Genomic DNA, 25,039 nt, shown 5'->3' on the forward strand with positions numbered 1-25,039 from the left:
AACGGATGACACTTCGTGTACTCGTCTGGGGCGAGAACCGCCACGAGCAGGTCGAGCCGCACGTCCGGGAGATCTACCCGGACGGCATGCACTCGGCGATCGCCGCCGGTATCGCCGAGAACTTGCCCGAGGCAAAGGTCTCCACGACGACTCTCGACGAACCCGAGCACGGCCTGACCGAGGAGGTGCTCGCCGGCACCGACGTACTCGTGTGGTGGGGACATGCCGCGCACGGTGAGGTCGACGACAAGGTGGTCGAGCGCGTGTACCAGCACGTGCTGTCGGGCCTGGGGCTGGTCGTGCTGCACTCCGGGCACTGGTCGAAGATCTTCGGCAAGTTGATGGGTACGTCGTGCACCCTGCGCTGGCGCAGCGAACGGGACCGCGAGCTGGTCTGGACGGTGAACCCGACGCACCCGATCGCCCAGGGCGTCCCGCACCCGATCGAGATCGAGCAGCAGGAGATGTACGGCGAGTTCTTCGACATCCCGGTGCCGGACGAACTGATCTTCGTGTCCTCGTTCTCCGGCGGGGAGGTGTTCCGTTCCGGCTGCACGTTCCGCCGCGGGCACGGGAAGATCTTCTACTTCTCGCCGGGCGACCAGGACTACCCGGTCTACCACCACAAGGACGTCCGTAAGGTGATCGCGAACGGTGTCGCGTGGGCGCGCACCGACCTGCCCGAGCGAAAGGTACCGACCTTGCTGCGCTACGAGACCGGCGACTTCTTCAACGGACACGGGTACACCGGACCCATCGAGGAGCCTGCCGATGCCTGAACCCTTGCGACTGCTGCAGGCCGGGGCCGGCGGCATGGGCCGCGCCTGGTTGCGCACCATCGCCGCCAACCCCGACGTCGTCCTGGCCGGACTCGTCGACCTGGACGTCGACGTGGCCAGGGCCGCGGCCGACGAGCACGGGTTCGGTGACGTCCCGGTCGCCGCGTCGATCGACGAGCTGGCCGGCCAGGCCGACGCGCTGATCGACGTGACCGTCCCGCAGGCGCACCCGGTGGTGAGTGTGCGGGCCCTGCAGCTCGGGCTGCCGGTGCTGTGCGAGAAGCCGCTGGCCGAGACCGTCCGGGAGTGCCTCGGCATGGTCGCGGCCTCCGAGGTCACCGGCAAGCTGCTGATGGTCTCGCAGTCCCGCCGGTACTTCCGGGCGATCGCGGCGTTCGAGCGGCAGCTCGCCGAGCTCGGCCCGATCGGCACGCTGACCTGCGAGTTCTACAAGGCCCCGCACTTCAGCGGTTTCCGGGAGCGGATGGCCGAGCCGCTCCTGGTCGACATGGCGATCCACCAGTTCGACCTGTCTCGCAAATTGATCGGCTCCGAGCCGGTGTCGGTGTACTGCGATTCGCACAACCCGTCCTGGAGCTGGTTCGACGGCAACGCGGCCGCGTCCGCGGTCTTCACGTACGTCGACGGCACTCGTTTCACGTTCACCGGCAGCTGGTGCGCGGACGGCCTGGAGACGTCCTGGAACGGCCGCTGGCGGGCCAGTACACCGGGCGGTACGGCGACCTGGGACGGCGACAACGCCCCGATCGCGGAGCACAAGTCCGGCGACGCACTCCCGGCCGAACTGGGTGACGAACCGGAAGAGATCGCCGGCTCCCTCGTGGAGTTCGTGGACGCGGTCCGGTCCTCGACGACCCCGCAGTCCGAGGTGCATTCCAACGTGATCAGCATCGCGATGGTGGAGGCCGCCGTACGGTCCGCGAACACCGGCGTACCGGTGCGGATCGCCGATGTCATCACCGACGCGTACGACGAGGCGCTGGCGACGATCCAGGACCCGGCGCTGCATGCGGCGCTGAAGGCCTGGCCGAATCCGCTGAAGGCAGTCGGCCTGCAGGACTGAGCCGTTCAGGGCCTTTCAGATCCTGCAACGGGGCGGTGCGTACATTGCGCTTGCTGCAATGTGCGCACCGCCCTTTGACTTGGGGCATGGAGAGTTCGGTGTTTCGGGTCGAGACCATGACCGTGCCGGGTGGCACGGAGTCGATCGTGCGGGGCGGGCGGGACCTGTTCCCGCTGCTGCCGGCGGCGCTGCACGGGGTGGAGCGCATCGGCGTCCTCGGATGGGGGCCGCAAGGGCGGGCGCAGGCGCTGAACCTGCGGGACTCGCTGGCCGGCTCCGGCATCACGGTCGCGGTGGGCCTGCGGCCGGGGTCGAGGTCCGTGGCGGACGCGCGGGCCGAGGGGTTCAGCGAGACGGACGGGACGCTGGGGGACTGGCTCGAGGTCGCGGCCGCGTCCGACCTGGTCATCCTGCTGGTCGCCGACGCCGCGCTGGCCGCGCACCACGAGGAGATCTTCGCGCGGCTCAAGCCCGGCGCGACCATTGGCCTGTCCCACGGTTTCCTGCTCGGGCACCTGACCGCGACCGGGAGCGCTTTCCCGGCCGATCACCCGGTGATCGCCGTCTGCCCGAAGGGGATGGGCGATTCGGTACGGCGCCTGTACCAGCAGGGCGCGACGGTGAACGGGGCCGGGATCAACGCGAGTATCGCCGTCCACGCCGATCCGGACGGGCACGCAGGCGATCGTGCGCTGGCATGGTCGATCGGCCTCGGCTCGCCGTACACGTTCGCGACCACATTGGCCGACGAGTACCGCTCGGACATCGTCGGTGAGCGGGCGATCCTGCTCGGCGCGGTGCACGGTCTGGTGGAGGCGCTCTACCGGTACTTCCGGATCGACGGTGCGGACCCGGTGACGGCGTACGAACGGTCGACCGAGGCGATCACCGGGCCGATCGCGCGGACGATCTCGACCGACGGGCTCGCGGCGGTGCGGGCGGCGACCGGTGACGTGGACCTGTTCGACCGGGCGTACTCCGCGGCGTACGGGCCGGCCCGGGACCTGGTCGCGGAGATCTACGACGAGGTTGCCGACGGCACCGAGCTGCGGAGCGTGATCCTGGCCGAGCAGCGGCTCGCCTCCCGCCCGATGACCGAGATCGGCGGCAGCCCGATGTGGTCGTACGGTGCCGAGGTGCGGGCCCGCCGCGGTACGGCGCCCGCCGTCCTCGACCCGCTCACCGCGGGGTTGTTCGTGGCGACCATGATGGCGCAGGTCGACGAGTTCGCCGAGCGTGGGCATGCCTGGTCGGAGATCGTCAACGAGTCGGTCATCGAGGCGGTCGACTCGCTGCTCCCGTACATGCACGCCCGCGACGTCGCCTACATGGTCGACAACTGCTCCCGTACCGCCCGCCTCGGCACCCGCCGCTGGGGCCCGCGCTTCCAGGCGGCGTACGAGCAGATCGCCCTGCCGCACCTCGACAGCCCGGCCGATCCGGCGCTGATCAAGGGCTTCCTGGACAACCCCGCTCACCAGGCGCTGGCCGCCGCCGCCGAGCTCCGCCCGTCGGTAGACATCTCCGTCACCTCGTGACGATCGGCAGCTCGACAGGAGGTGTCGCCTGATCTGGCGGGCGGCGGCGGCCGGCTGAGCGTGGCGACGACAGGTAGTAGACGTATACGTACTGTCGAGATGCCGGATGCGTGGCGCTCCGCCGTCTAGCCTGGCGGGCATGAATTCTCAGATGACGCGGGCGCGGTTGGTTCCGATGCGGCCGCGGGATCCGCACGAGCCCGGCCGGACGGCGTCGTCGCTGGAGTTGTTCTTCGACCTGGTGTTCGTGGTGGCGGTGAGCGTCGCCGCGTCCCAGTTGCACCACGCGCTGTCCGAGGGGCACGTCGTCGAGGGCCTGCGGTCCTTCGCGATGGTGTTCTTCGCGATCTGGTGGGCGTGGATGAACTTCACCTGGTTCGCCACGTCCTTCGCGACCGACGACTGGCTCTACCGGCTGCTCACGATCGTCCAGATGAGCGGCGTCCTGGTGCTCGCGGCCGGCATCGAGAAGGTGTTCACCGAGCACGACTTCACCGTCGTCATCCTCGCGTACGTCGTGATGCGGGTCGCGATGATCGCGCAATGGTTGCGCGCGTCCCACTCGGCCGGTTCGAGCCGGCGCGCCACGCGGTACTACGCCGGCGGGATCGCGATCGTCCAGGTGTTGTGGCTGGTGCTGCTGCTCCTGCCCGAGGCGATCCAGGCGCCGGCGCTGATCCTGCTCGTGGCCGCCGAGCTCGCGGTACCGGTCGTGGCCGAGCGGCAGGGGATGACGCCGTGGCACCCGCACCACATCACCGAGCGGTACGGCCTGTTCACGCTGATCCTGCTCGGTGAGAGCCTGCTCGCCTCGGCGAACGCGATCATCGAGGCGGTGCACGAACACGAGCAGCTCGGGTCGCTGATCGCGCTCTCGGTGCTGACGCTGGTGGTCACGGCCGCGATGTGGTGGATCTATTTCTGGCCGCCGCACCACACCGCGATCACGTCGTTCGCGCGCTCGTTGCGGTACGGGTACGTGCACTACTTCGTGTTCGCCGCGGCCGGTGCGTTCTCGGCCGGTATCGAGGTGCAGATCGACCGCATCACCCATCACACCGAGCTGAGCGAGGTCGCCGCGTCGTACACGGTGACGATCCCGGTCGCGGTCTTCGTCCTCGGGATCTGGTGGATCGCCCTGCGGGACAACGCGGATCGCGTGGTGAACGTCGTCGTACCGGTGGGGGCTGTGCTGGTGTTGCTGGATCCGCTGATCCCGGTGCCGTTCGCGCTCACGGCGGTCTTCATGGCGGCCATCGTGGTCACCCTGGTCCTGCGTCCGCCGGTAGCGCGGCGCGGCTAGGGGTTGCCGAGCTCCGCGAGGGCGGTCGCCACCCGGCCGTGGGCGGTCTCCAGGGCCGCGCGGGCGGCGGGGATCGGGGTGCCGGTCAGCAGGTGCACGAGGGCGGGCTTGAGCTCGCCGTCGGCCGCTGCCAGCGCGGACTCGCAGGCGGCCTCGTCGGCACCGGTGGCCTCGCCGAGGATCCGCAGCATCCGGCCGCGGAGCTTCTTGTTGGTGGCGACCAGGTCGACCATCAGGTTGGACCAGGTGCGGCCGAGCTTGATCATCAGCGTGGTCGAGAACGCGTTCAGGATCATCTTCTGCGCCGTGCCGGCCTTCAGCCGGGTGGAGCCGGCGATCACCTCGGGGCCGGTGTCGGCGGCGATCACGATGTCGGCCAGCGGCGCCAGCGGGGCGTCGGGGTTCGACGTGACCAGCACGGTGGTCGCGCCGGCCGCGCGGGCGGCCTTCAGGGCACCGGCGACGTACGGCGTGCTGCCGGAAGCGGCGAGGCCGACGACGAGGTCCTGATCGGTGACCGCGGCGGCGTCCGTCGCGCCCCCCTGCTCGGAGTCCTCGACGTTCTCGACCGCGCGCAGGAGCGCCTCCATGCCGCCGGCGTGGTGGGCGACCACCAGTCCGTCCGGCACGTGGAACGTGGGCAGCAGCTCGGCGGCGTCCAGCACCGCCAGGCGTCCCGACGTCCCGGCGCCGAAGTAATGCACCCGGCCACCGCCACGGACCGCCTCGACGGCGGCGTCGACGGCCTTGGTCAGCTCCGGGATCACGGCTCCGACGGCGCCCGCGACCCGGGCGTCCTCGTTGTTGACCATCTGGAGGATCTCGGACGTGCCCACCGCATCGATGGCGAGCGTCCTCGGGTTGCGCTGCTCGGTCGGTGAGGTCACAGGATCGATGTTAGTTTTCTACTGAAGGATTTTCAATTCCGTTCATCTTTGACGGAACAGGACGACGTCACTCGGATCCTTTGAGCCGGTGCCCGCGGACCGAGGTAGCGGTCTCCTCGAGCGCCTTCCGGGCGTCCGGCAGCACCTGCTGGGCGACCCCGATGAAGAGGCAGTCGATCACCGTCAGTTGCGCGATCCGGCTGGACATCGCCCCGGAGCGGTACGTCGTCTCGCGCGCGGCCGTCGTCAGTACCAGGTCGGCCGTCTTGGCCAGCGGCGAGCGCGGGAAGTTGGTCACCGCGACCGTGGTGGCGCCGTGCTTGGCGGCCTCCTCGAGGGCCTCCACGACCTCGACCGTCGTGCCGGTGTGCGAGATGCCGATCGCCACGTCGCCGTCACCGAGCAGCGCCGCGCTGGGCAGCGCGACGTGCACGTCGTTCCACGCGAACGCGACCCGGCGGATCCGGTGCAGCTTCTGCTGCAGGTCCATCGCGACGAACGCGCTGGCGCCGAAGCCGTACAGATCGACCCGCGGCGCCTTCACGACCGCGTCGACGACCTTCGCCAGGGTGTCCACGTCGACCTGCTGCGCGGTCTCGCGGACCGCCCGCTCGTCGGCGAACGCGACCTTGCCGACCACGTCCGCCAGCGAGTCGCCGGGCTCGATGTCCCCGCCGACCTCCGGACGGACACTCTCCTGCGCCGACTGGGCCGCCAGCTGCAGGCGGAGCTGCGGATAGCCGGGAACGCCGATCTGCTTGCAGAACCGGATGACCGTGGTCTCCGAGGTGGACGCCACCTCGGCCAGTTCGGAGATCGTCATCGCCGCCACTCCGCCCGGGTCCGCGAGGACCGCGTTCGCCACCCGCTGCTCGGCCGGCGCCAGCGCGGGCATCACCGCGCGGACCCGGACCAGCAGCGGCCCCGTGGGTTCTGGAGAGGTTGTTGAATTCATGACAGCCACGGTACGGCGCCCATGCACGAGATGGGATCACCGACGCGAAAGTCTCCAACCTGTCGCGGTAAATGATTCAGGCGTTCGTTCGCCGTCGAGAAGAACACCGTTCGCACTCGTGATCTTCACACCGTCGACGTACACGCCGCGGCCCTGGTACAGCGGGTCGCTCGTGTACCGCCAGCGGACCATCCGCTCACCGGCGCCGAGTTCGGCGGTCACCTGGTGCCAGTGCCGGTCACCCGAACCGCTGATCGAGCCATCGGTGTCGATCACCGAACCCCGGTCCCGGACCGCGAACGGCACCTTGATCCAGGTCGATCCGTCCGTGGAGGTCTCCAGGTACAGCAGGTCCGTGTCCTCGGTGTCGACGAACAGGTCGAACGCGAGCTTCGCGCCACCCAGCGGTACGGCGACCTTCGTGGACAGCGTGGTGGTCGCGTTGTCCGTGGTCCCGGAGAACCAGGCGTCCTTGCCGTGCCGCGGGCCGACCCCGAGGGCGAGCGCGAGGCCCTGGGTGACGGCGCGGCGGGCCGGGTTGTTGCTGCCCCAGTTGCGGCTCGGGTGCACGCGGTTGGTGAGCAGGATCGCGAACGAGCGGGAGTCGAAGTCGATCACGATCGACGTGCCGGTGTAGCCGGTGTGGCCGGCCGTGCGCGGGCCGGACAGGCCGCCCATGTACCAGCGCTGGTTGAGCTCGAAGCCCAGGCCGTGGTCGTTGCCGGGGAAGCCCTGGTTGAAGTTCGTGATCATCGCGGTGACCGAGGATTCCTTGAGGATCCGGGCGCCGCGGTAGCTGCCGCCGTTCAGGAACGTCTGCGCCAGCACCGCCATGTCGTCGGCGGTGCTGAAGACACCCGCATGGCCGGCGACACCGCCGAGGGACCAGGCGTTCTCGTCGTGCACCGAACCCCACACCATCCCGCGCGGTGGCGAGCTCTGGTACTCCGTGGCGGCGATCCGTGGCTTCTTCTTCGGGTCCGGGTTGTAGCCGGTGTCGCGCATCTGCAGCGGCTTCGTGATCCCGTCGGCGACCAGCTTGTCGAGCGGCTTGCCGGTGACCCGGTGCGCGAGCTCGCCGAGCGCGATCAGGTTCAGGTCGCTGTAGAGGTACTTCGTGCCCGGCGGGTCCTGCAGTTTCGCCGTCAGCGCCAGCTGCAGCCGCTCTTCAGGGGTCTTGCCCGTGCTCCACAACGGGAGCCAGGACGGGAATCCGCTGGTGTGCGTGAGCGCCATCCGGACGGTGACGGTCTCCTTGCCGTTCTGCGCGAATTCCGGGATGTAGGTCGCGATCGGCGCGTCCAGGTCGACCTTGCCCTTCTCGACCAGCTGCAGCACGACGATCGACGTGAACAGCTTGGACACCGAGGCCATGTCGAAGATCGTGTCGGTGCGCATCGGGATCTGCTGGTCCGGCGGCAGCTCGGTGCCCTGGCCGTCGGCGTACTTCAGTGCCAGGCCGGTGGCGGTCCGGGTGACGATGTTCCCGTCGTGGCCGAGCAGCGTGACGGCACCGGCGTACAACGGTTTCGCCGTCCCGCTCGGCTGCGTCCAGCCGGCGACCTGGGCCAGCGCGGCGTCGATCGGCGCCGGGTCCAGGCCGGCCTTCGCCGGGGTGGTGTCGCGCAGCAGCGTGGTCTTCGGCGCATAACCGTCGTACGGGTGGTCGAACCGGCCGGAGTTGTTGCTGCCAGCAACGGCAGGGGTTGCCATCGTCAGTATCACCGCTGAGGTCGTCGTGATCGCGGCCCACCGCTTCATCGGTGAGCCCCCTTGTAGAGCAGGTACTTCGCCCGCCGGGCCGTCCAGGCGTCCGTCTCGGACTTCCAGGCTGCCACGATCTCTTCGGCGGTCGCATCGGCCGAAAGCATGGTCCGGAACCGATCGGATCCGGTCAGCAGATCGATCCACCGGCCGGGTGGGGTCTCCGCCCGCCAGGTGAACTCCGGGTAGAGCTTACGGGCCTCGACGATCATGTGGGTCGCCGCCAGGATCGCCTCCACCCGGTGCGGGTCGGTGATCTGGACCTGCACGCCACCGCAGAGGACGTTCGCGTTCTTGCTGATGGTCGGCGTGAAGTACGCCTCGCGGAACGCGATGCCCGGGATTTCCTTCGTCTGCAGCGCCGCCGCCCACTGGTAGTCGACGTACGGCGCTCCGATCAGCTCGAAGGGTCGCGTCGTACCGCGGCCCTCGGACATGTTGGTCGCCTCGAACAGGCACAGGCCCGGGTACAGCAGGGCGGTGTCCGGGGTGGGCATGTTCGGGCTCGGCATCACCCAGGGCACCCCGGTGTCGGCGGCCAGCTGATCGCGCTTCCAGTTCTTCGCCTCGATCACGGTCAGCTGCTCGAGCCGGCCGCCGTTCGGCTCCAGTGGCAGGTACTCCGCGTCGAACATCCGGGCCAGCTCACCGACGGTCATGCCGTGCTGCTGGAGGATCTCCTTCTTGCCGACGCCGGAGGTGTAGCCGGGTTTCAGCATCGGGCCGCGGGCGGAGCCGCCGACCGGGTTCGGCCGGTCCAGGACGACGAACCGCGCGCCGGTGCGGACCGCGGCGAGCATCGCCTCGAACATCGTCCAGATGTAGGTGTAGAACCGGGCGCCGACGTCCTGGATGTCGAAGACAACGGTTTCCACCCCGGACTTGGCGTACAGGCCGGCGAGCTTGTCCGCGTTCGCGCCGTACGCGTCGTACACCATGATCCCGGTCCGCGGATCGACGTGGTCGCCCTCCGAGCCGCCGGCCTGGGCGCTGCCGCGGAAACCGTGTTCGGGGCCGAACACGGCGACGATGTCGACCGCCCCGGACGCGTGCATGACGTCCACGACGTGCTGGAAGTCCGGCAGGATCCCGGTCGGGTTGCTGATCACGCCGACCTTCTGACCGGCCAGCGCCCGCCAGCCGTCCGCGGCCAGCACCTCGGCGCCGGTCAGCACCTTCCGGCTGGACACGGCCTGGGCCGCGGGTACGTCGATCAGTGGGGCGGCCGCGAGCGCACTGGCGCCGGCGAGCAAACTACGTCGTTTCATGAGGTCTCCTGGGGCAGGGATCGAGAGGCGTGACGGACGGGATCACGGGCGGAACGAAAGACTGGCAATCATCGGGCGGTGGTCGCTGGCGGCCTGGTCGAGCGGAACCTCGGCCGGCACCTCGGCGCGCAGGACAGACAGGCCGGCGCCGACGGTGACGAAGTCGATCCGCTTGTCGGCGGCGACCGCGGGGTAGGTGTTCGGACCGCCGGTCGTCGTACCGGCCGCGGTCCAGGAGTCCGAGAGCCGGCGCCACAGGCCGGCGAGTTCGGGCGCGCCGGCCTCCGCGTTGAAGTCACCGACGAGGATCTGCAGGTCCTGCCTGCGGTCGGCGGCGAGGATCTGCACGGTGTCGGCGACCTGGGCCTGCCGGACCGACGGATCGGCCCGGTAGTCCAGGTGCGTGCAGTACACGTGCAGCCGCCGCCCGCGGACGTCCAGCTCCGCCTCGAGGAACCCGGGTGCCGGAGCGGGTCGCGGGTTCGGATCCTGCGTCGACAGCCGCGTGATCGCGTGGTTCTCCGTGCGGACCAGCGGGAAACGGGAGAGCAGGCCGACGCCGTACTGGCGTCGCGGCAGCCCCGCCGCCGGCGGGTCGAGATCGTAGATCGGCGCGAACGCGGGATGCATGCCGAGTCTGGCGGCCAGCTCGGCGATGGTGTCCAGCCACTGGCTGCGGTCGCCCCAGTGCACGTCGACTTCCTGCAGACCGATGATGTCCGCGTCCAGCGCCTTCAGGGCCTGCGCGGTGCGCTCGAGGTCGAAGACGTCGTCCTCCCCGGCGCCGGCATGAATGTTGTACGACGCAACGGTCAGCGAGGTCTGCCGGGCATCGAAGGTCAGGCCGTGGCCGAACGGGTGCAGGACGGGGACCGGGTCCGGGCTGTTCGGGTCGGGCTCGGCCGGGATCTCCACCGGGAGCTTGCCGGTCGGGGCGATCTCGCCGTACAGCACCTTCGCGAGCGCCGTCATCGACGGTGCGGTGGATCCGTACGTCACCAGCGTGGTCGGTGCGGGGTCGACGTACGCGACGTCGTACGGGTCGCGGACCGGGACGACGATCACCGGACGGCCGGTACCGAGGAGTCCGTTGACGAGCTTCTGCTGTTTGGCCAGCTTGTCGGTGACCTTCGTGTCCCAGGCCTTGTTGGTGAGGACGACGGTGAGATCGGCCGTGCCGGTCGCGGCCACGGCGTCGGCGATCTTGGCGTCGGTCGGCGTGGTGCCGGTGTCCTTCACGATCGTCGTCGCGCCGTGGCCCCGCAGGGCGGTCGCCAGCGCGGCCGGGCCGTACCCGGTGACGAGGATCGTGCGTGGCGCGGGGGAGAGCGGCAGCAGGCCGGCGTCGTTGCGGAGCAGCGTCGTACTGCGGTCCGCGATCAGCTGGGCCTCGGCGTAGCTGGCCGGCGTACCGACGATCTTCGCGACCTTGGCGACGTCGACGTACGGCCGGTCGACGAGACCGCCCGCGTGCTTCAGCGCGAGGATGCGCGTGACGCTCTCGTCGATCCGCGCCTCGCTGATCCGGCCGCCGCGGACCGCGTCGAGGACCGAGTTGTAGGCGAGCCCGGGATCCACCGGCATCAGCAGCTGGTCGACACCGGCCTCGAGCGCGCGCAACGGGATCTCCGCGTCGCCGTACTTGTCCCGGACGCCCTGCATGCCGAGCGAGTCGGTGATCACCACACCGTCGAACCGGAGCTGCTCACGCAGGATCCCGGTCAGGATCGGCCGGCTCAACGTCGCCGGGTCCCCGGACGGATCGAGCGCGGGTACGACGATGTGCGCGGTCATGATCGATTGGATGCCGGCCTGGATCGCGGCCTGGAACGGCGGCAGGTCGATGCGGGTCCACTCGTCGCGGGTGTGCCCGATGACCGGGATGCCGGTGTGGCTGTCGGTGGCGGTGTCGCCGTGCCCGGGGAAGTGCTTCGCGGTCGACACGATCCGGCCGTCACGCTGGTAGCCCTTCACCTGCGCGGCGACGAGGTCGGCGACCAGCGCCGGGTCGGACGAGACCGAGCGGACCCCGATCACCGGGTTCAGCGGGTTCACGTTGACGTCCGCGTCCGGGGCGAAGTCGGTGGTGATGCCAATGGCTTTCAGTTCCCGGCCGGCGATCGCGCCGGCCGAGCGGGCGAACGCTGCCGAACGGGTCGCGCCGAGCGCCATGCCGCCCGGGAACTGCGTCGCGGGCGGACCGACCCGGACGACCGAGCCGTACTCCTGGTCGGTGCCGATCTGCAGCGGGATACCGCTGTTCGCGATCGACGCGGCCTGCAGACCGTTGGACAGGCCCGCAATCTGCTGCGGGTCGCGGACCGAGTCGGTCCAGGTGAAGTAGATGACGCCGCCGAGGTTGTACTTGCGCACGACCTCGGCCGGCGTGGGCACGCCGTACAGGCTGGTGTTGCGGGCATCGGCGGTGTCGGCGGCCGGGCCGTAGGCGTAGCAGACGAACAGCTGGCCGACCTTCTGCTCGAGCGTCATCCGCCGCAGGGTCTCGCGGACCCAGCGGTCGGTACCTGGCCGCTGCGGTGCGGCTGCGGCTGTGGTGGCTGTGGTGGCTGGGGCGGCGACCGTCGTTCCCGCGACGGCGGCCGCCGCGAGTCCGAGGGTCTGGCGTCGGGTCAGTTCCATGGGTGTCACCAACTGGGTCCGGGCGGGCAGGGGCGAGCGTCGAAGTAAGTGAATTACAGATACTTCCCCGAGACGCGAAAGTTACCCACGCGCGCACGGTGGGTCAAGAGTCGATGACACCCAGTGGACCGCGCTGCTCGATCCGCACGCCGACCGGCGCCGCGAGGGCTAGTACGCCCTCCGTGCACGGCAGGTAGGTCACCGCGAGGCCGGGCGCGGATTCAATCTTGCCGCCGCCGATCGGAACCTCCTGCCGAAGTCCTCGCAGCCCGACCCCGAGCGCCTTCCCGAGCGCTTCTTTGGCCGTCCAGAGGTGGAGGAAGGCGTTCAGTTGATCAGGCTGGTCGCGCATCCACGCCACCTCGGTCGCTGTGAACCATCGGTCGGCGAGCGGTGCGAAGCGCCGTGGCCGACGCTCTTCGAGGTCGATCCCGAGCGGACCGTCGTACGACGCCGCGACGGCCACCAGGTGATGGGTCCGGCTGACGCTCACCGCCAACCCGGGGATCTCCGGCCGACCGCTCTCGTCATGGCCGAGAGCCGGGTTGTCGACCAGCGTCCACGCGAGCTCGAGCAGCAGTTCGTGGGCATCCTGGACCGTCGCCAGCCAGACATAGACGGGAGAACCCATCGGACGAAGGTAGCCCAGGTCTCGTCAGGGGGAGCCTTGTCGACAAATTGCCACGAAACTGGTCCTCTTGGCGGGGGCGGAACTGGATCTGTAGGGCGTACCGGTATTTCTCTAGCTTCGGAGTATGACCACCGCGTGCGAGACCCCCACAGCCCAGACAGTCCAGGTAGCCGCTGCTGAGCGCCTGCTGACCGGCCAGTCGGCCGGCTGCTGGTGATGGTCTTCGGGTCGGGCCTGAGCATGTACCTGCTCACCTCCGTGGTCCCGCTCTACCTGGCCGCCAACGGCTCCGGCGGGATCGGTGCCGGCCTGTCCACCGCCGCGATGATGTTCTCCGCGGTCGCCGTCGAGCTGCTCGTACCGCGCATGCTCGCCCGCTGGGGCCACCGAGTCGTCCTCGGGCTCGGCCTGATCCTGCTCGGCGCACCGTCGCTGGCCCTGCTCGCCACCGCGAGCCTCCCGGTGGTGCTGGCTGTCTGTATCGTCCGCGGTGCCGGTCTGGCGATCCTCGTCGTCGGTGCGGTCGCGCTGGTCGCCGACCTCACCCCGGCAGCTCGCCGCGGCGAGGCGCTCGGCGTGTACGGCGTGGCGGTCGGCGCACCCGCGGTGATCGGCCTCCCGCTCGGCGTCTACCTGACCCACGAGATCGGCTTCGGCGCGCTGTTCGTCCTCGCCGCCGTCACCTCGCTCGCCGGTCTCGTCACGCTGACCGGACTGCCGGCCGCGGTCAGCGCCGAGGGACAGCACGTCCAGGTCCTCGGCGGCGTACGGCGCAGTGGTCTGCTGATGCCGACCCTGGTGTTCGCCGCGGTGACCGTCGCGGCCGGGATCAGCGTGACCTTCCTGCCACTCGCGGTTGCCGGCGGCAAGCAGTCGATGGTCGCGACCGCCCTGCTGCTGCAGGCGATCGCCGCACCCGCCGCGCGCTGGCTCGCCGGCCGGTACGCCGACCGCATCGGCCCCGCGAAGCTGCTCGCTCCCGCGCTGATCTTCGCCGCCGTCGGCGCCGGTTCGCTGGTCTTCCTGCCCAGCGCCGTCGCGATCCTGATCGGCTCGACCTGCTTCGGCATCGGGTTCGGCGCCGCGCAGAACCTCACCCTGACCCTGATGTACAACCGCGTCGACCGGTCCCGCTACGGCCAGGTCAGCGCCCTGTGGAACCTCGCGTACGACGGTGGTTGGGGCGCCGGCGCGTTGATCTTCGGGGCGGTCGTCGGCGGCGCCGGCTTCCCGGTGGCGTTCGCGCTGACCGCGGCGGTCGTGGCCGTCGGCGTCGTACCGGCGATCAGGGCAGCTCGTTGACCCGGATGGTCACAGTTTGCGGAGGCGGACCCAGCGGACGGCGTGGTCGGCGCCCTTGCGGAGCACCAGGGTGGCCCGGGAGCGGGTCGGCAGGATGTTCTCGCGGAGGTTGGGGCCGTTGATGCCGTCCCAGAGGGACTCGGCCTTCTTCACCGCTTCCTCGCGGCTCAGTTCGCCGTACCGGACGAAGTACGACTCCGGGTTCCGGAAGGCCGTCTCCCAGAGCTTGAGGAAGCGGGCCACGTACCAGGAGCGGATGTCGTCGGCGGCCGCGTCGACGTACACCGAGAAGTCGAAGAAGTCGCTGACCGCCAGGCCACTCTTGCCGTCCGCGTGCCGGGGCGCCGGCTGCAGGACGTTCAGCCCTTCGAGCAGCAGGATGTCAGGCTGCTCGACGGTGGTCCGGACGCCGGGCATCCGGTCGTAGTGCAGGTGCGAGTAGACCGGCGCCTCGACCGTGTCCATCCCGGACTTCACCTCGACCACGAAGCGAAGCAGCGACTTGCGGTCGTACGACTCCGGGAAACCCTTGCGCTGCATGAGGTTGCGGCGCTCGAGCTCGGCGTTCGGCCAGAGGAAGCCGTCGGTGGTGACGAGCGCGACCCGCGGGTGCTCGGGCCAGCGGGCCAGCAGTTCACGGAGCAGACGCGCGGTCGTGGACTTGCCGACGGCAACCGATCCGCCGATGCCGATCACGAACGGCGTGCGGGTCGCGGCCGGCTTGCCGAGGAAACTCTCGGTGTCGGCGTGCAGCGCGCGGGCGTGCCGGACGTACAGCGACAGGATCCGGGACAGCGGCAGGTAGACCTCGCGGACCTCGTCCATGTCGATCTCGTCACCCAGACCGCGCAGCCGCTCCACCTCGTCCGCCGTCAGCGGGGACACGGTGGTCTCGGCCAGTTGGGCCCAGGTGGCCCGGTCGAGCTCGGTGTAGGGAGTCACCTCCCGCGACGGCTGCAGCATGTCGCCCATTCTTCCCACCTGCGCGGAAAGCACCCACATCAGGCAGACGTGGGCTTCGTCTCAGCTACGGTACGGTCTCGAAACTTTCGGTCACCGGCCGGTGACTCATCGGGTGTGCGAGGATCACCACCCGATGATCGATTCCGCCTGGCTCGGTACTCAGCGGCTGCCAGAGGTGACGGTGCACGCATCGGGGGCGCTGGCCCAGACGATCCGGGCCGAACTCCGGCAGACCCGCCGCTTCCGCACCGACGTACAAGTTGCCGTGTGCACCTTGGCCCGGGTCCGCGAGACCCCGTTGTGGCAGGAGGTCGAGGCCGCCGTCCCCGAGCACGGGCTCGGCGTCGAGGGCTTCGTGGTGGTGCGACGGGGCAACGATCTGGTGGTGGCCGCCGAGGGCGGCCACGGATTGCTGTACGGCTACTTCTACCTGCTCCGGTACTTCGAGTGGATGAGCGGCGACTTCACCGTCGTCGAGCAGCCGGCAGTGCCGATCCGGATGCTCGACCACTGGGACGAAGTTTCCGGAACGGTACGCCGCGGATACTCCGGTGCGTCGATCTTCTTCCGTGACGGCCAGGTGGTGGAGGACCTGACCCGGGTCCGGTCGTACGCGCGGTTGCTGGCCTCGATCGGGATCAACGCCGTCGCGCTCCCGACCGCCGAACTGCCCGACGTGGCCCGGCTGGCGGGCGTGTTCCGGGAGTACGGGATCGCGGTCAGTCTGGCGGTCGACTTCACCGACGACCCGAGGGACGAGCGGGTCGCCCGCTGGTGGTCCGCGACGCTCGCCCGGGTGTACGAGGTCGTTCCCGATCTCGGCGGTCTCCTGGTGCGCGCGGGCGCGGACGCCGAGGGCGCGAACCTGCTGGGGCGCGCGGTGGCGCCGTACGGCGGAACGGTTTTCTGGCGAGTTTCCGGCGCGGAGCAGTGGCTGGACGGGCTGGACTGGCGGGACCGCCGGGCGGATCGCGCGCGGGCGGCGTACGACCAGTTCATCCCACTGGACGGGCGGTTCGAGGAAAACGTCGTACTGCAGGTTCCGCACGGGCCGTCGGAGTTCCAGGTCCGGGAGCCGGTCGCGCCGCTGCTCGGGGAACTGCAGGAAACCGTTTTTGGATTGGAGTTGCAGGTCACCCAGGAGTTTTCCGGGCAGCAACGGGATCTGTGTTACCTCGGTCCGTGGTGGCGGGAGATCCTGCAGTTCGACACCACCGGCGGCGCGCGGTCGACGGTTGCCGACCGCATCGGGGCGGTGGTCGCCGTGTCCAACGTCGGCGACGACCCGAACTGGACCGGGCACAAGCTTGCGCAGAGCAACCTTTACGCGGTCGGCCGGCTGGCCTGGGACCCGGCCGCGGACCCGGTCAGCCTGTTGCACGAGTGGGCCGCGGCGACGTTCGCGATGGACGACCGGACGCGCGGCGAGCTGGTGACGATCATGTCCGGCTCGTGGCGGACGTACGAGCAGTACACCGCGCCGCTGGGCGTCGGGTACATGGTGGCGCCGGAAACGCATTACGGGCCGAGCGTCAACGGGTACGAGTACTCGACGCGGGGTTCGCACCATTTCGCGGACCGGGACGGTGTCGGCGTGGACCGGACGGTGAAGACCGGATCGGGATTCACCGGGCAGTACCCGGAGCCGCTCGCCAGTCTGTACGAGGACGTCAGCAGCTGCCCGGACGAGCTGCTGCTGTTCTTCCACCACGTGCCGTACGACCACCGCCTGCACAGCGGGACGACGGTGCTGCAACACATCTACGACACGCACTTCCAGGGGTACGCCGAGGTCGAGGCGATGGCCGCGCGGTGGCGGGTGATCGCCGAGCGCTTCGAGCCGGTGGTCCGGGAGAACATCACGGACCGGTTCGAGGCACAGCTCGCGAACGCCCGGGAGTGGCGCGACCAGGTCAACACGTTCTTCTACCGGCTGAGCGGCGTACCGGACGCCCAGGGCCGCACGATTCACCGGTAGCCTGGGCCGAAAGTTTCGAACCGGGAGGGGTCGTGGGCGAACGGCCGACCATTGCGAAAATTGCGGAGCAGGCCGGCGTGTCGGTGCCGACCGTGTCCAAGGTGCTGAACGGGCGCGCGGACGTGGCCGAGGCGACCCGGGCGCGGATCGAGAGCCTGATCCAGGAGCACGGGTACCGGCGGCGCAGCGCGGGGACGACGGCCAGCCCGATGATCGACCTGGTGTTCAACCAGCTCGGCGGCGAGTGGGCGATGGAGCTGATCCGCGGTGTCGAGGAGGTCGTCCGCGCCGCCGGCGTCGAGCTGGTGCTGTCCGAGTGCGGCGGCGCGCTGCGGCCGCGGCAGGAGTGGATCGAGTCGGTGCTGAACCGGCGGCCGCTCGGCGTGATCATGGTGTTCTCCGACCTGGACACCGACCAGCGGGCGCAGCTCGAGGCCCGGCGGATCCCGTTCGTGGTCGTCGATCCGGTCGGCGACGTGGGGGACGACGTACCGTCGATCGGCTCGGCGAACTGGAACGGCGGGCGGATGGCGACGACGCATCTGCGCACCCTCGGGCACACCCGGATCGGGATGATCGGCGGTCCGCCGCAGACGCTGTGCTCGCGGCAGCGGGTGGACGGATACACCGATGCGCTGCGGTCGACCGGTGTCGAGGTCGATCCGGAGCTGATCCGCTCGGGGGACTTTGAGGTGGGCGGCGGCCACCGGGAGGCGCTCGCCCTGCTCACGCTGCCGGACCGGCCCACCGCGATCTTCGCGGGCAGCGACATGCAGGCACTCGGCGTCTACCAGGCCGCCCGCGAACTCGGCCTCGACATCCCGCGCGACCTCTCCGTCGTCGGGTACGACGACCTGCCCGTCGCCCAGTGGGTGACGCCGGCGCTGACCACCGTCCACCAGCCCCTGCACCAGATGGCCGAACTCGCCGCCCGCGTCCTCCTCGACCTCTCCCGCGGCAAGACCCCCACAGCCCTCCGCCTCGACCTCGCCGTGGACATGCGGGTCCGCCAGTCCACGGGGCCGGTGTCAGTGCCCTGAGTCGAGGACTGCTTCACGCTCGACGGGGGCACTGGCGTGGTCGACGTCGCTGTGGGTCACAGTCAGATAGGCGACCAGGATCGCGAAGAGCAGTAGTCCGCCGACGGTGACGGGTCCGATGCCCCAGCCCACACCGCCGTCGTGGGTGCCCTTGCCGAGCCAGTCCGCGATCGAGGCACCGAGCGGGCGAGTCAGGACGTACGACGCCCAGAAGGCGACGGTGACGTTCAGGCCAAGCTTCCACAGACCGAGCGGCACGACGATGAGGACGGCGAAGAGCGCGATCGACCAGCTGAAACCGAGGCCGAAGTCGATGGCGGTCGCGTCGCCGACGGCGGTACCGAGGCCGAAGGTCAGCAACACGACGCCCCAGTAGAACCGTTCGCGCCGGGCGGTGGTGATCGAGTGTACGGAGATCGTCCCCTCGCTGCGGCGCCACCAGGCCAGCACGGCGCAGAGCAGTACGAGGTACACGATCGAGTCGAACCAGTACGGCGTACCGAGCGCGACGTGCGGGCCGTCCGCGATCATCGTGCCGAAGAGCGCGACGCCGAGAACGGTGATCCAGTACCGCACCGGATGGTAGGTGCCGGCCTTCAGTTGGATGGTGAGCGCAGTGCAGAAGGTGCCGATCCCGATGACGGCGGCCAGCGGGATGCTGACGCTGCCGAGGTAGTCGGAGGCGGTCTCACCGATGCCCGTGGTCAGCAGCTTCACCACCCAGAACATCACGAAGACCGCGGGCACTTTCGGGGCCGGGAAGGCTCGTGTTCGCATGGTCCGCGAGGGTAGACACCGGACGCTGAGAGATACCTGATCGACGGTTGGCGCTCGGTGGGCGGCTAGTGTGAGGCACATGATCGTCGGCGTGGGTATCGATGTGGTCGACGTGGATCGGTTCATGCGGACGCTGGAGCGGACCCCTGGCTTGCGGGACCGGGTGTTCACCGCGGTGGAGGCGGTCAAACCGCCCGCCTCGCTGGCAGCGCGGTTCGCGGCCAAGGAAGCATTGGCCAAGGCGCTCGGCGCTCCGGCCGGCATGCACTGGCACGACGCCGAGGTGCAGACCGACGAGACCGGGCGGCCGTGGCTGGAGATCAGCGGCACAGTCGCCGCGCAGGCCGCCAAGCTCGGCGTCCAGAGCCTGCATCTCTCGCTCAGTCATGACGCCGGGATCGCGTCCGCGGTAGTAGTCCTGGAAGGCTGACCACGCGTCGGCGCCGGCTCTCGTAGTGGAGGTTTGAGCATGCGTAATGCGCACACCGTCGAGCAGGTGCGGGCGGCCGAGGCGGAGCTGATGGCGAAGCTCCCCGACGGCACGCTGATGCAGCGCGCCGCCACCGGCCTCGCGGTTGCCATCAGCAACTTCCTGGGCCGCGCGTACGGCGCCCGCGTGGTGCTCCTGATCGGCTCCGGCGACAACGGCGGCGACGCTCTGTACGCCGGGGCGAACCTGGCCCGTCGCGGTGCCCAGGTCACCGCGGTACTCCTCTCGTCGAAGGCGCACGAATCCGGGCTCGAAGCACTGCGGGTGGCAGGCGGGCGGGTCGGCTCGAGCGACGAGATCCGCACCGCGGATGTTGTGGTGGACGGGATCGTCGGGATCGGCGGTCGTCCGGGTCTGCGGGCTGATGCTTTGGCCGCGGTGCAGCTCGCCGAGCAGAGCGGCGTACCGATCGTCGCCGTCGACACGCCCTCCGGGGTGGATGTCGACAGTGGTGGGACGCCCGAGCCGCATGTCCGCGCTGCGTTCACGGTCACCTTCGGGACCCACAAGATCTGCCATTTCATCGACCCAGCCGCGAGCGCCTGCGGGCCGGTGCATCTCGTCGACATCGGGCTCGAGGTGCCGCCGGCGCCGGTGCAGGCGCTCCAGGCTCGTGACGTCCGGGCGCTGTACCCGGTGCCGCACGCGGACTCCGACAAGTACTCGCGTGGGGTGCTCGGGCTGATGGTCGGGTCCACGCAGTACCCGGGTGCGGCTGTCATCGCCACGACCGGGGCGCTGGCCGGTCCGGTCGGGATGGTGCGGTACGTCGGTCCGGACGCGGTCGCGAACGCGGTTCGGGAAGCTCATCCCGAGGTGGTCGGCGCTGGGCGGGTGCAGGCGTGGACGATCGGGTCCGGGCTCGGGGACGAGCTGGACGTGCCGCGGATCCGCGAATTGCTGGACGCGGAAGAGCCGGTTGTGCTGGATGCCGACGGTTTGAAGGCGCTCGACGAATCCGGCGACCATGTGAACGTCCTGGCCACGCCGCATGCGGGTGAGCTGGCTCGCCTGCTGGGTGTCGAGCGGGAGACCGTCGAGGCCGAGCGGTTGAAGCATGCGCGGCTGGCGGCGGAGCGGTTCGACGTGACGGTGCTGCTGAAGGGGTCGACGACTGTCATCGCTGCTCCCGATGGCGAGATCCGGGTGAACACGAACGCGACCCCGTGGCTGGCGACGGCGGGGTCTGGGGATGTGCTTGCGGGCCTCTGCGGGGCGCTGCTTGCTGCTGGGTTGACGCCGCTCGATGCGGGTGCTGTGGGTGCCTATCTGCACGCGGCCGCAGCCAACGTCGCCGCCGACGGTGCGCCGGTCACCTCGATGAACGTCGCCCGCGCCATCGCCGACGCAACCGCCTCCATCCTGCGCTGAGGCGGAAAGCACTCCGGCTGGTGTGCGGTGTGAGAGGCATTCGAGCGGTTCACCCCTGAGGCTGTCCCTGAGCATTTGGCATGCAGCGTGGGAACGGACCATTTCCGAGGTGAACCACCCAAACGGCGCCTCGATAGCGCGCACGGTCCGGCGGTAGCCGGATGGGATGCACCGGCGAAAGCCGGGGGGTGGGTGCGCGCGTAGTGGTGCGTTGAGGAGCGCCGCGGAGCACGCGGGGGAACCGAGGCGCGCGGTACATGTTGCACGCGTCGCCGCGTGGACGTAGGACTGGAGAGTTGCTGGTGCCTCCACCGCCTTTGGAGTGTGCACGTGAAGCGATTCGTGGGGTTCGTGGTGTTTGTCCTGCTCGCGGTGCTGCCGGTGCCGGCGGTCGCGAAGACGACGCCGTACGTGGCTGATCGGCAGACGAAGATCGACGTGATGGGGGAGTGGGCTCATCCCGACGACGACACGGGTTTCATCGGCCCGTGCGGTGTCTGGCATCAGCTGTACGGCGTGAAGTGCGGCGTGATCATGGTGACGCGCGGTGAGGGCGGCGGCAACGCGGCCGGCACCGAGCTCGGACCCGACCTCGGCCTCCGCCGGGAGAACGAGGACCGTGTCGCGCACTACCGTTCCGGCACGGTCGACATCTTCAATCTCGATCGCGTCGACTTCTTCTACAACCAGAGCGCACCGCTCACGCAGTACTTCTGGGACGAGCAGGAGACGTTGCGCCGCGTGACCCGGGTGATCCGCGAGACGCAGCCGGAGATCTACATCGGCTTCACCCCGACGCTCGCCGCGGGGCACGGCAACCACCAACAGGCCGGCCGCCTGATCTGGGAAGGCGTCCTCGCCGCCGCCGACCCGAACATGTTCCCGGAGCAACTGAAGGGCCCGCACGCGCTCAGCACCTGGCAGGTGAAGAAGGTCTTCTCCGGGGGCAGCACCGCGGGAACCGGCGGTACGACGACCTCCGCGAACTGCACCACCGGCTTCACCCCGACCGGCGCCGACACCGTCGCGGGCGTGTGGACGGGCTACAACTCGCCGTACACCTGGCCGGCCGGCAACGCGCAGGGGCAGGCCGCCGGTACGCCGAAGATCTGGCAGCAGGTCTCGGACGAGGGTCGCGCGGCATACCCGACGCAGAGCCGCGTGATGTACAAGGGCACGTCCGCACCCGCCTGTCCACGCTTCGGTATGACGGAGTCGTTCGTACCGTTCCAGCCGAACAGCAACGCGGCGGCGGGCCGCGACGACGCGATCCTGTTCGGCGCGACGAGACCGGATCCGGGCGGGCTGCCGCTCGGGACCCTCGAGTACCTGACGTTCTCCCGGTTCTACAACGTCGCCGGCGAACCGTTCCAGGCCACCCTGCACCTCCGCGGGAACCTTGCCCAAGGCAACGTCGCGCTGACGGTTCCGGCGGGCTGGACGACCGACGGCCCGAAGCCGGTCAAGGCCGGCTCCGCCGCCGATGTCACCTTCACCGTGACCCCGGCCGCGAACGCCCCGGTCGACCAGAACGCGAAGATCTCCGCGCTCTACACGACCGCGCACGCGTCCGGCTACACCGACAACGTGGTCCGCATCGTCGCCGCCGCGGAGGGCCGCTTCCAGCGGTGGGGCAACTGGCGGGAGTACGACGAGTGGCTGCAGAACACCGCCCCGCAGGCCAACCGCCTCGGCCGGTCGCAGGCGATCCAGTCGATGGGTATCGGCCAGACCATCGACGTGCCTGTCGTGGTTCACAACTGGTCGGCGAAGCAGCAGACCGGCGCGGTGTCGCTGGACCTGCCCGCGAACTTCACCGTCGACGCGGCGAGCAAACCGTACGACCTGCAGCCCGGCGCGGACGCGACCGTCACGTTCAAGCTGACCAATACCGACACGACACTGCCGGCCCAGCAGAACGTCCCGATCCCGATCCGCACCGCGACCGGCAGCGAGACCCTCACGCTGACGCTTGTCCCGACCACCGTGATCCCGCGGGCCGCGCCGGTCGTCGACGGCAAGGCCGAGCCGGGTGAGTACCCGGGCGCCACGCTCGACCTCGGCCGGATCTGGCAGGGCGCGAGCACCTGTACGGGCGCCGACGACTGCGGCGTTTCGGCCACCGGAGAAGGCAGTACGGCGAAGGTCAGTTGGTCGGACGACGCGCTCTACTTCTTCATCCACGTCCGTGACGACTACCAGTCGTACGCCGTGACGCCGGCCGAATGTGTCGGTCACTGGCAGGCCGACTCGGTCGAGATCCTGCTCGACCCGCGCGGTACGGCGTCGCAGGACCTGAAAGACACCGCGAACACGTTCAAGCTCGGGATCTTCCCGTTCACCCAGAGCGGAGGCCCGTGCTGGGAACGCGACGCGGACAACCACCAGGGCTACTCGAGCGGCTCCCTCGACACCGGCAACGCGCCGGGCGTCCAGGTTGCTTCGACCGCACAGTGGGTCGGCAGCAACGAGACCACGGTGCCGCACGCGTACGCGGGTGGCGGCTACGACCTCGAGGTGAAGATCCCGCTGGCCGACCTGCCGTCCGCCGTCGACCCGTCGCGGCTCGGCCTGAACATCACTCCGTACGACAACGACGACACCTCGGCCGCCGGTACGACGACTCTGCGGCATATCGACATGAGTACTCGGTTGGGGTGGTCGGCGCTCGGGTCGGTGCAGTCCGACCCGTACCGCTGGGGCCTCGCCACGCTCCCCGGGTACACCCCGCCGGCGGGCCGCCCGACCACGCCGGCGCCCCCGGACGTGTCGAACCCGAACCTGAACGGCGCACTGTCTCCGCAGACGATTGCACAGTCGGCGCGCAACGGCGTACCGATCTCGGGGCGGGTGCCGACCGACGACCTGAAGATCCTGTCGTCGGCGTTGCGCGGCGACGCCGTACAGCTGGTCACGTCGTCGAAGGGATCCGGTACTGCGCGGGCGTTCCTGACCCGTGGTGAGCTGGGTGCGATCCCGGTGTGGACGACGTCGTGCACGTCCGATCCGCCGCCGGACTACGGCTTCACGCCGTGCGCCGTGACCGATGGCGCGACGCCGCCGTGGTCACCGGACATGAGTGGTCACCTGGTGAAGCAGGCCACGCGACAGGTCACGCGAGGCGTCCAGACCTGGACGATCCCGCTGACCGCGGCGCAGCGCCAGCAGCTCCGGGACCGCGGTCACCTGCTGGTTTCCTACGAGACGTCGCGGAACGAGGTCCAGGCCTTCGACATCCGCATCGGGTAGTCGCTTCAGCGGGTCGCGGTGAAGTCCAGACCGCCGCCTGCGGAACGAAGCTTCAGTGTCGAGCCCTCGACCTGGTAGCTCACCTGACCCTGCAATCCCTTCAGCAGCTGGGATTCCAGCGTCGCGCCGGCGCCCGCGCAGGCCCGGCGGGTGGTGGCCAGTTCGCCGAAGGTGAGCGTGCCGGCGGACCGCGCGACCATGCCCTGGAACTCGTTGCAGCCGGTCGATCCGGTGACGCGCTCGCCGTTCAGCGTCAGCCAGGCCTTCTCGGAGCCGGCCTGGTGCGAGGCGACCGCACCGGTGATCACCGTCGACAGCGTCCACTTCGTCCCGTCGAGGGCGACCTCGGGTACGGCGCTGCGCTGGTCGGTGAGTGCGATCGTCGTACTGCCCGCGGTGAGGTCGAGTTTGTCGCCGGTGAGTTTCCAGGTCGGGGTCGCCTGGATGATCTTGGCCAGCCAGGAGTCCTGACCCTGCTGCGGACCCGGGCAGCCCATCGCGGTGCCGGCGAGTTGACCGTCGAGGTTGAGCTTCCCGCCGGACGTCGAGACCTTGGACTGCATCGAGTTGCAGCCGGCGTCGGCGACCAGGCGGCCGTCCGCGGTGAACTGCAGCCGGACCCGGGTCTTCGGCGCCAGCGGGCGCGGCTTGCCGTCCTGGGTGACCGCGGTCGACAGATATGTCTTCCCGGCCAGGGACACCTCGCCGCCGGTGTTCTTCCCGCCGCTCTGGCCGCAGGCGGTCAGGGTCAGCGGGACCAGCACCAGGCCGGCCGCGGCGCGGACGATCATCCGTTTGTTCACACTCTCAGGACGCCGCGGAGAGCGTGTGCGTTGCACCTGCACGGACAGTTAAATCGGGACCCGGGGTTGGCAGCGCTGATCACGCTTCGATAACGTCGCCGCCGTACGCGAGAGCGAACAGCACGACAAGGCCACTGACCTGGCCCCTCTGGGGATCCAATCGAACAGTTGAGGCCGCGCCGCGAGTTCTGGGGCAGCAGTGCGGCCCGTCGAGCAC

The 25,039-nt window shown here is 69.7% G+C and carries 19 protein-coding genes; 10 read left to right on the top strand and 9 right to left on the bottom strand.

Features of this window, described 5'->3' with window-relative positions; all coding sequences use genetic code 11:
• The first annotated feature begins 5 nt into the window (after positions 1–5).
• From ACFYRH_RS10835 to ACFYRH_RS10850, 4 genes are all read left to right on the top strand, one after another.
• Positions 6–779, top strand: a complete 774-nt coding sequence (locus ACFYRH_RS10835; RefSeq protein ID WP_387771437.1) for a ThuA domain-containing protein — start codon at positions 6–8, stop codon at positions 777–779.
• Complete coding sequence (locus ACFYRH_RS10840; protein WP_387771440.1) at positions 772–1,863, top strand: Gfo/Idh/MocA family protein; 1,092 nt, start codon at positions 772–774, stop codon at positions 1,861–1,863. The genes ACFYRH_RS10835 and ACFYRH_RS10840 overlap by 8 nt, the downstream gene beginning before the upstream one ends.
• An 86-nt stretch (positions 1,864–1,949) precedes the next feature.
• On the top strand, positions 1,950–3,401 hold the full coding sequence (locus ACFYRH_RS10845; protein WP_387771443.1) for a ketol-acid reductoisomerase: 1,452 nt from the start codon (positions 1,950–1,952) through the stop codon (positions 3,399–3,401).
• A gap of 139 nt (positions 3,402–3,540) precedes the next feature.
• On the top strand, positions 3,541–4,704 hold the full coding sequence (locus ACFYRH_RS10850) for a low temperature requirement protein A (protein WP_387771446.1): 1,164 nt from the start codon (positions 3,541–3,543) through the stop codon (positions 4,702–4,704).
• Here ACFYRH_RS10850 and murQ read toward each other — a convergent pair.
• The 6 genes from murQ to ACFYRH_RS10880 all read right to left on the bottom strand — a co-directional run bounded on the left by murQ (position 4,701) and on the right by ACFYRH_RS10880 (position 12,849).
• The gene (gene murQ / locus ACFYRH_RS10855) at positions 4,701–5,591 is read right to left on the bottom strand and encodes an N-acetylmuramic acid 6-phosphate etherase (protein WP_387771449.1); all 891 of its coding nucleotides are present in this window, start codon (positions 5,589–5,591) and stop codon (positions 4,701–4,703) included. The genes ACFYRH_RS10850 and murQ overlap by 4 nt on opposite strands.
• 67 nt (positions 5,592–5,658) lie before the next feature.
• Positions 5,659–6,546 carry a MurR/RpiR family transcriptional regulator gene (locus tag ACFYRH_RS10860; protein ID WP_387771452.1) on the bottom strand — a complete coding sequence of 296 codons (888 nt, stop codon included), beginning with the start codon at positions 6,544–6,546 and terminating at the stop codon, positions 5,659–5,661.
• 36 nt (positions 6,547–6,582) lie between these two features.
• Complete coding sequence (locus ACFYRH_RS10865; protein WP_387771455.1) at positions 6,583–8,307, bottom strand: serine hydrolase; 1,725 nt, start codon at positions 8,305–8,307, stop codon at positions 6,583–6,585.
• Positions 8,304–9,578, bottom strand: a complete 1,275-nt coding sequence (locus ACFYRH_RS10870; protein WP_387771458.1) for an exo-beta-N-acetylmuramidase NamZ domain-containing protein — start codon at positions 9,576–9,578, stop codon at positions 8,304–8,306. The genes ACFYRH_RS10865 and ACFYRH_RS10870 overlap by 4 nt, the downstream gene beginning before the upstream one ends.
• A gap of 42 nt (positions 9,579–9,620) precedes the next feature.
• Entirely contained in the window at positions 9,621–12,218 is a 2,598-nt protein-coding gene (locus ACFYRH_RS10875) for a glycoside hydrolase family 3 N-terminal domain-containing protein (protein WP_387771461.1), read from the bottom strand.
• A 103-nt stretch (positions 12,219–12,321) separates the two neighbouring features.
• On the bottom strand, positions 12,322–12,849 hold the full coding sequence (locus tag ACFYRH_RS10880; RefSeq protein WP_387771464.1) for a 4'-phosphopantetheinyl transferase family protein: 528 nt from the start codon (positions 12,847–12,849) through the stop codon (positions 12,322–12,324).
• Between the two features lie 216 nt (positions 12,850–13,065).
• Between ACFYRH_RS10880 and ACFYRH_RS10885 the strand changes: the two genes are divergently transcribed.
• Positions 13,066–14,151, top strand: coding sequence for an MFS transporter (locus ACFYRH_RS10885; RefSeq protein WP_387771467.1), 1,086 nt, complete (start codon positions 13,066–13,068; stop codon positions 14,149–14,151).
• A 9-nt stretch (positions 14,152–14,160) separates the two neighbouring features.
• Here ACFYRH_RS10885 and coaA read toward each other — a convergent pair whose 3' ends face one another.
• On the bottom strand, positions 14,161–15,123 hold the full coding sequence (gene coaA / locus ACFYRH_RS10890) for a type I pantothenate kinase (protein ID WP_387771470.1): 963 nt from the start codon (positions 15,121–15,123) through the stop codon (positions 14,161–14,163).
• A 124-nt stretch (positions 15,124–15,247) separates the two neighbouring features.
• Between coaA and ACFYRH_RS10895 the strand changes: the two genes are divergently transcribed.
• Both ACFYRH_RS10895 and ACFYRH_RS10900 read left to right on the top strand, forming a co-directional pair.
• Entirely contained in the window at positions 15,248–17,092 is a 1,845-nt protein-coding gene (locus tag ACFYRH_RS10895; RefSeq protein WP_387771473.1) for an alpha-glucuronidase, read from the top strand.
• 32 nt (positions 17,093–17,124) lie between these two features.
• Positions 17,125–18,132 (top strand): LacI family DNA-binding transcriptional regulator, encoded by a 1,008-nt coding sequence (locus ACFYRH_RS10900; RefSeq protein ID WP_387771476.1) that lies wholly within the window; start codon positions 17,125–17,127, stop codon positions 18,130–18,132.
• Here the strand turns inward: ACFYRH_RS10900 and ACFYRH_RS10905 are convergent.
• Entirely contained in the window at positions 18,121–18,909 is a 789-nt protein-coding gene (locus tag ACFYRH_RS10905) for a hypothetical protein (RefSeq protein ID WP_387771479.1), read from the bottom strand. The genes ACFYRH_RS10900 and ACFYRH_RS10905 overlap by 12 nt on opposite strands.
• Positions 18,910–18,988: 79 nt before the next feature.
• Here ACFYRH_RS10905 and ACFYRH_RS10910 point away from each other — a divergent pair, with 79 nt between their 5' ends.
• The 3 genes from ACFYRH_RS10910 to ACFYRH_RS10920 all read left to right on the top strand — a co-directional run bounded on the left by ACFYRH_RS10910 (position 18,989) and on the right by ACFYRH_RS10920 (position 24,019).
• Positions 18,989–19,339, top strand: coding sequence for a holo-ACP synthase (locus ACFYRH_RS10910; protein WP_387771482.1), 351 nt, complete (start codon positions 18,989–18,991; stop codon positions 19,337–19,339).
• A gap of 39 nt (positions 19,340–19,378) precedes the next feature.
• Positions 19,379–20,770 (top strand): NAD(P)H-hydrate dehydratase, encoded by a 1,392-nt coding sequence (locus ACFYRH_RS10915; protein WP_387771485.1) that lies wholly within the window; start codon positions 19,379–19,381, stop codon positions 20,768–20,770.
• Between the two features lie 330 nt (positions 20,771–21,100).
• Positions 21,101–24,019 (top strand): PIG-L family deacetylase, encoded by a 2,919-nt coding sequence (locus ACFYRH_RS10920; RefSeq protein WP_387771488.1) that lies wholly within the window; start codon positions 21,101–21,103, stop codon positions 24,017–24,019.
• Positions 24,020–24,024: 5 nt separating this feature from the next.
• Here ACFYRH_RS10920 and ACFYRH_RS10925 read toward each other — a convergent pair whose 3' ends face one another.
• Positions 24,025–24,822 carry an META domain-containing protein gene (locus ACFYRH_RS10925; RefSeq protein WP_387771491.1) on the bottom strand — a complete coding sequence of 266 codons (798 nt, stop codon included), beginning with the start codon at positions 24,820–24,822 and terminating at the stop codon, positions 24,025–24,027.
• Positions 24,823–25,039 lie beyond the last annotated feature (217 nt).

It is taken from the genome of Kribbella sp. NPDC004875, from assembly GCF_042873375.1.
In the GTDB taxonomy this organism is placed as follows: Bacteria; Actinomycetota; Actinomycetes; order Propionibacteriales; family Kribbellaceae; genus Kribbella.

Coding starts and splice junctions, on each gene's coding strand:
- ACFYRH_RS10885 (WP_387771467.1), top strand. CDS start 13,066: ATGGTCTTCGGGTCGGGCCTGAGCATGTACCTGCTCACCTCCGTGGTC.
- ACFYRH_RS10870 (WP_387771458.1), bottom strand. CDS start 9,578: ATGAAACGACGTAGTTTGCTCGCCGGCGCCAGTGCGCTCGCGGCCGCC.
- ACFYRH_RS10880 (WP_387771464.1), bottom strand. CDS start 12,849: ATGGGTTCTCCCGTCTATGTCTGGCTGGCGACGGTCCAGGATGCCCAC.
- ACFYRH_RS10845 (WP_387771443.1), top strand. CDS start 1,950: ATGGAGAGTTCGGTGTTTCGGGTCGAGACCATGACCGTGCCGGGTGGC.
- ACFYRH_RS10835 (WP_387771437.1), top strand. CDS start 6: ATGACACTTCGTGTACTCGTCTGGGGCGAGAACCGCCACGAGCAGGTC.
- ACFYRH_RS10915 (WP_387771485.1), top strand. CDS start 19,379: ATGCGTAATGCGCACACCGTCGAGCAGGTGCGGGCGGCCGAGGCGGAG.
- ACFYRH_RS10910 (WP_387771482.1), top strand. CDS start 18,989: ATGATCGTCGGCGTGGGTATCGATGTGGTCGACGTGGATCGGTTCATG.
- ACFYRH_RS10875 (WP_387771461.1), bottom strand. CDS start 12,218: ATGGAACTGACCCGACGCCAGACCCTCGGACTCGCGGCGGCCGCCGTC.
- ACFYRH_RS10850 (WP_387771446.1), top strand. CDS start 3,541: ATGAATTCTCAGATGACGCGGGCGCGGTTGGTTCCGATGCGGCCGCGG.
- ACFYRH_RS10905 (WP_387771479.1), bottom strand. CDS start 18,909: ATGCGAACACGAGCCTTCCCGGCCCCGAAAGTGCCCGCGGTCTTCGTG.
- ACFYRH_RS10840 (WP_387771440.1), top strand. CDS start 772: ATGCCTGAACCCTTGCGACTGCTGCAGGCCGGGGCCGGCGGCATGGGC.
- ACFYRH_RS10865 (WP_387771455.1), bottom strand. CDS start 8,307: ATGAAGCGGTGGGCCGCGATCACGACGACCTCAGCGGTGATACTGACG.
- coaA (WP_387771470.1), bottom strand. CDS start 15,123: ATGGGCGACATGCTGCAGCCGTCGCGGGAGGTGACTCCCTACACCGAG.
- ACFYRH_RS10895 (WP_387771473.1), top strand. CDS start 15,248: ATGATCGATTCCGCCTGGCTCGGTACTCAGCGGCTGCCAGAGGTGACG.
- ACFYRH_RS10860 (WP_387771452.1), bottom strand. CDS start 6,546: ATGAATTCAACAACCTCTCCAGAACCCACGGGGCCGCTGCTGGTCCGG.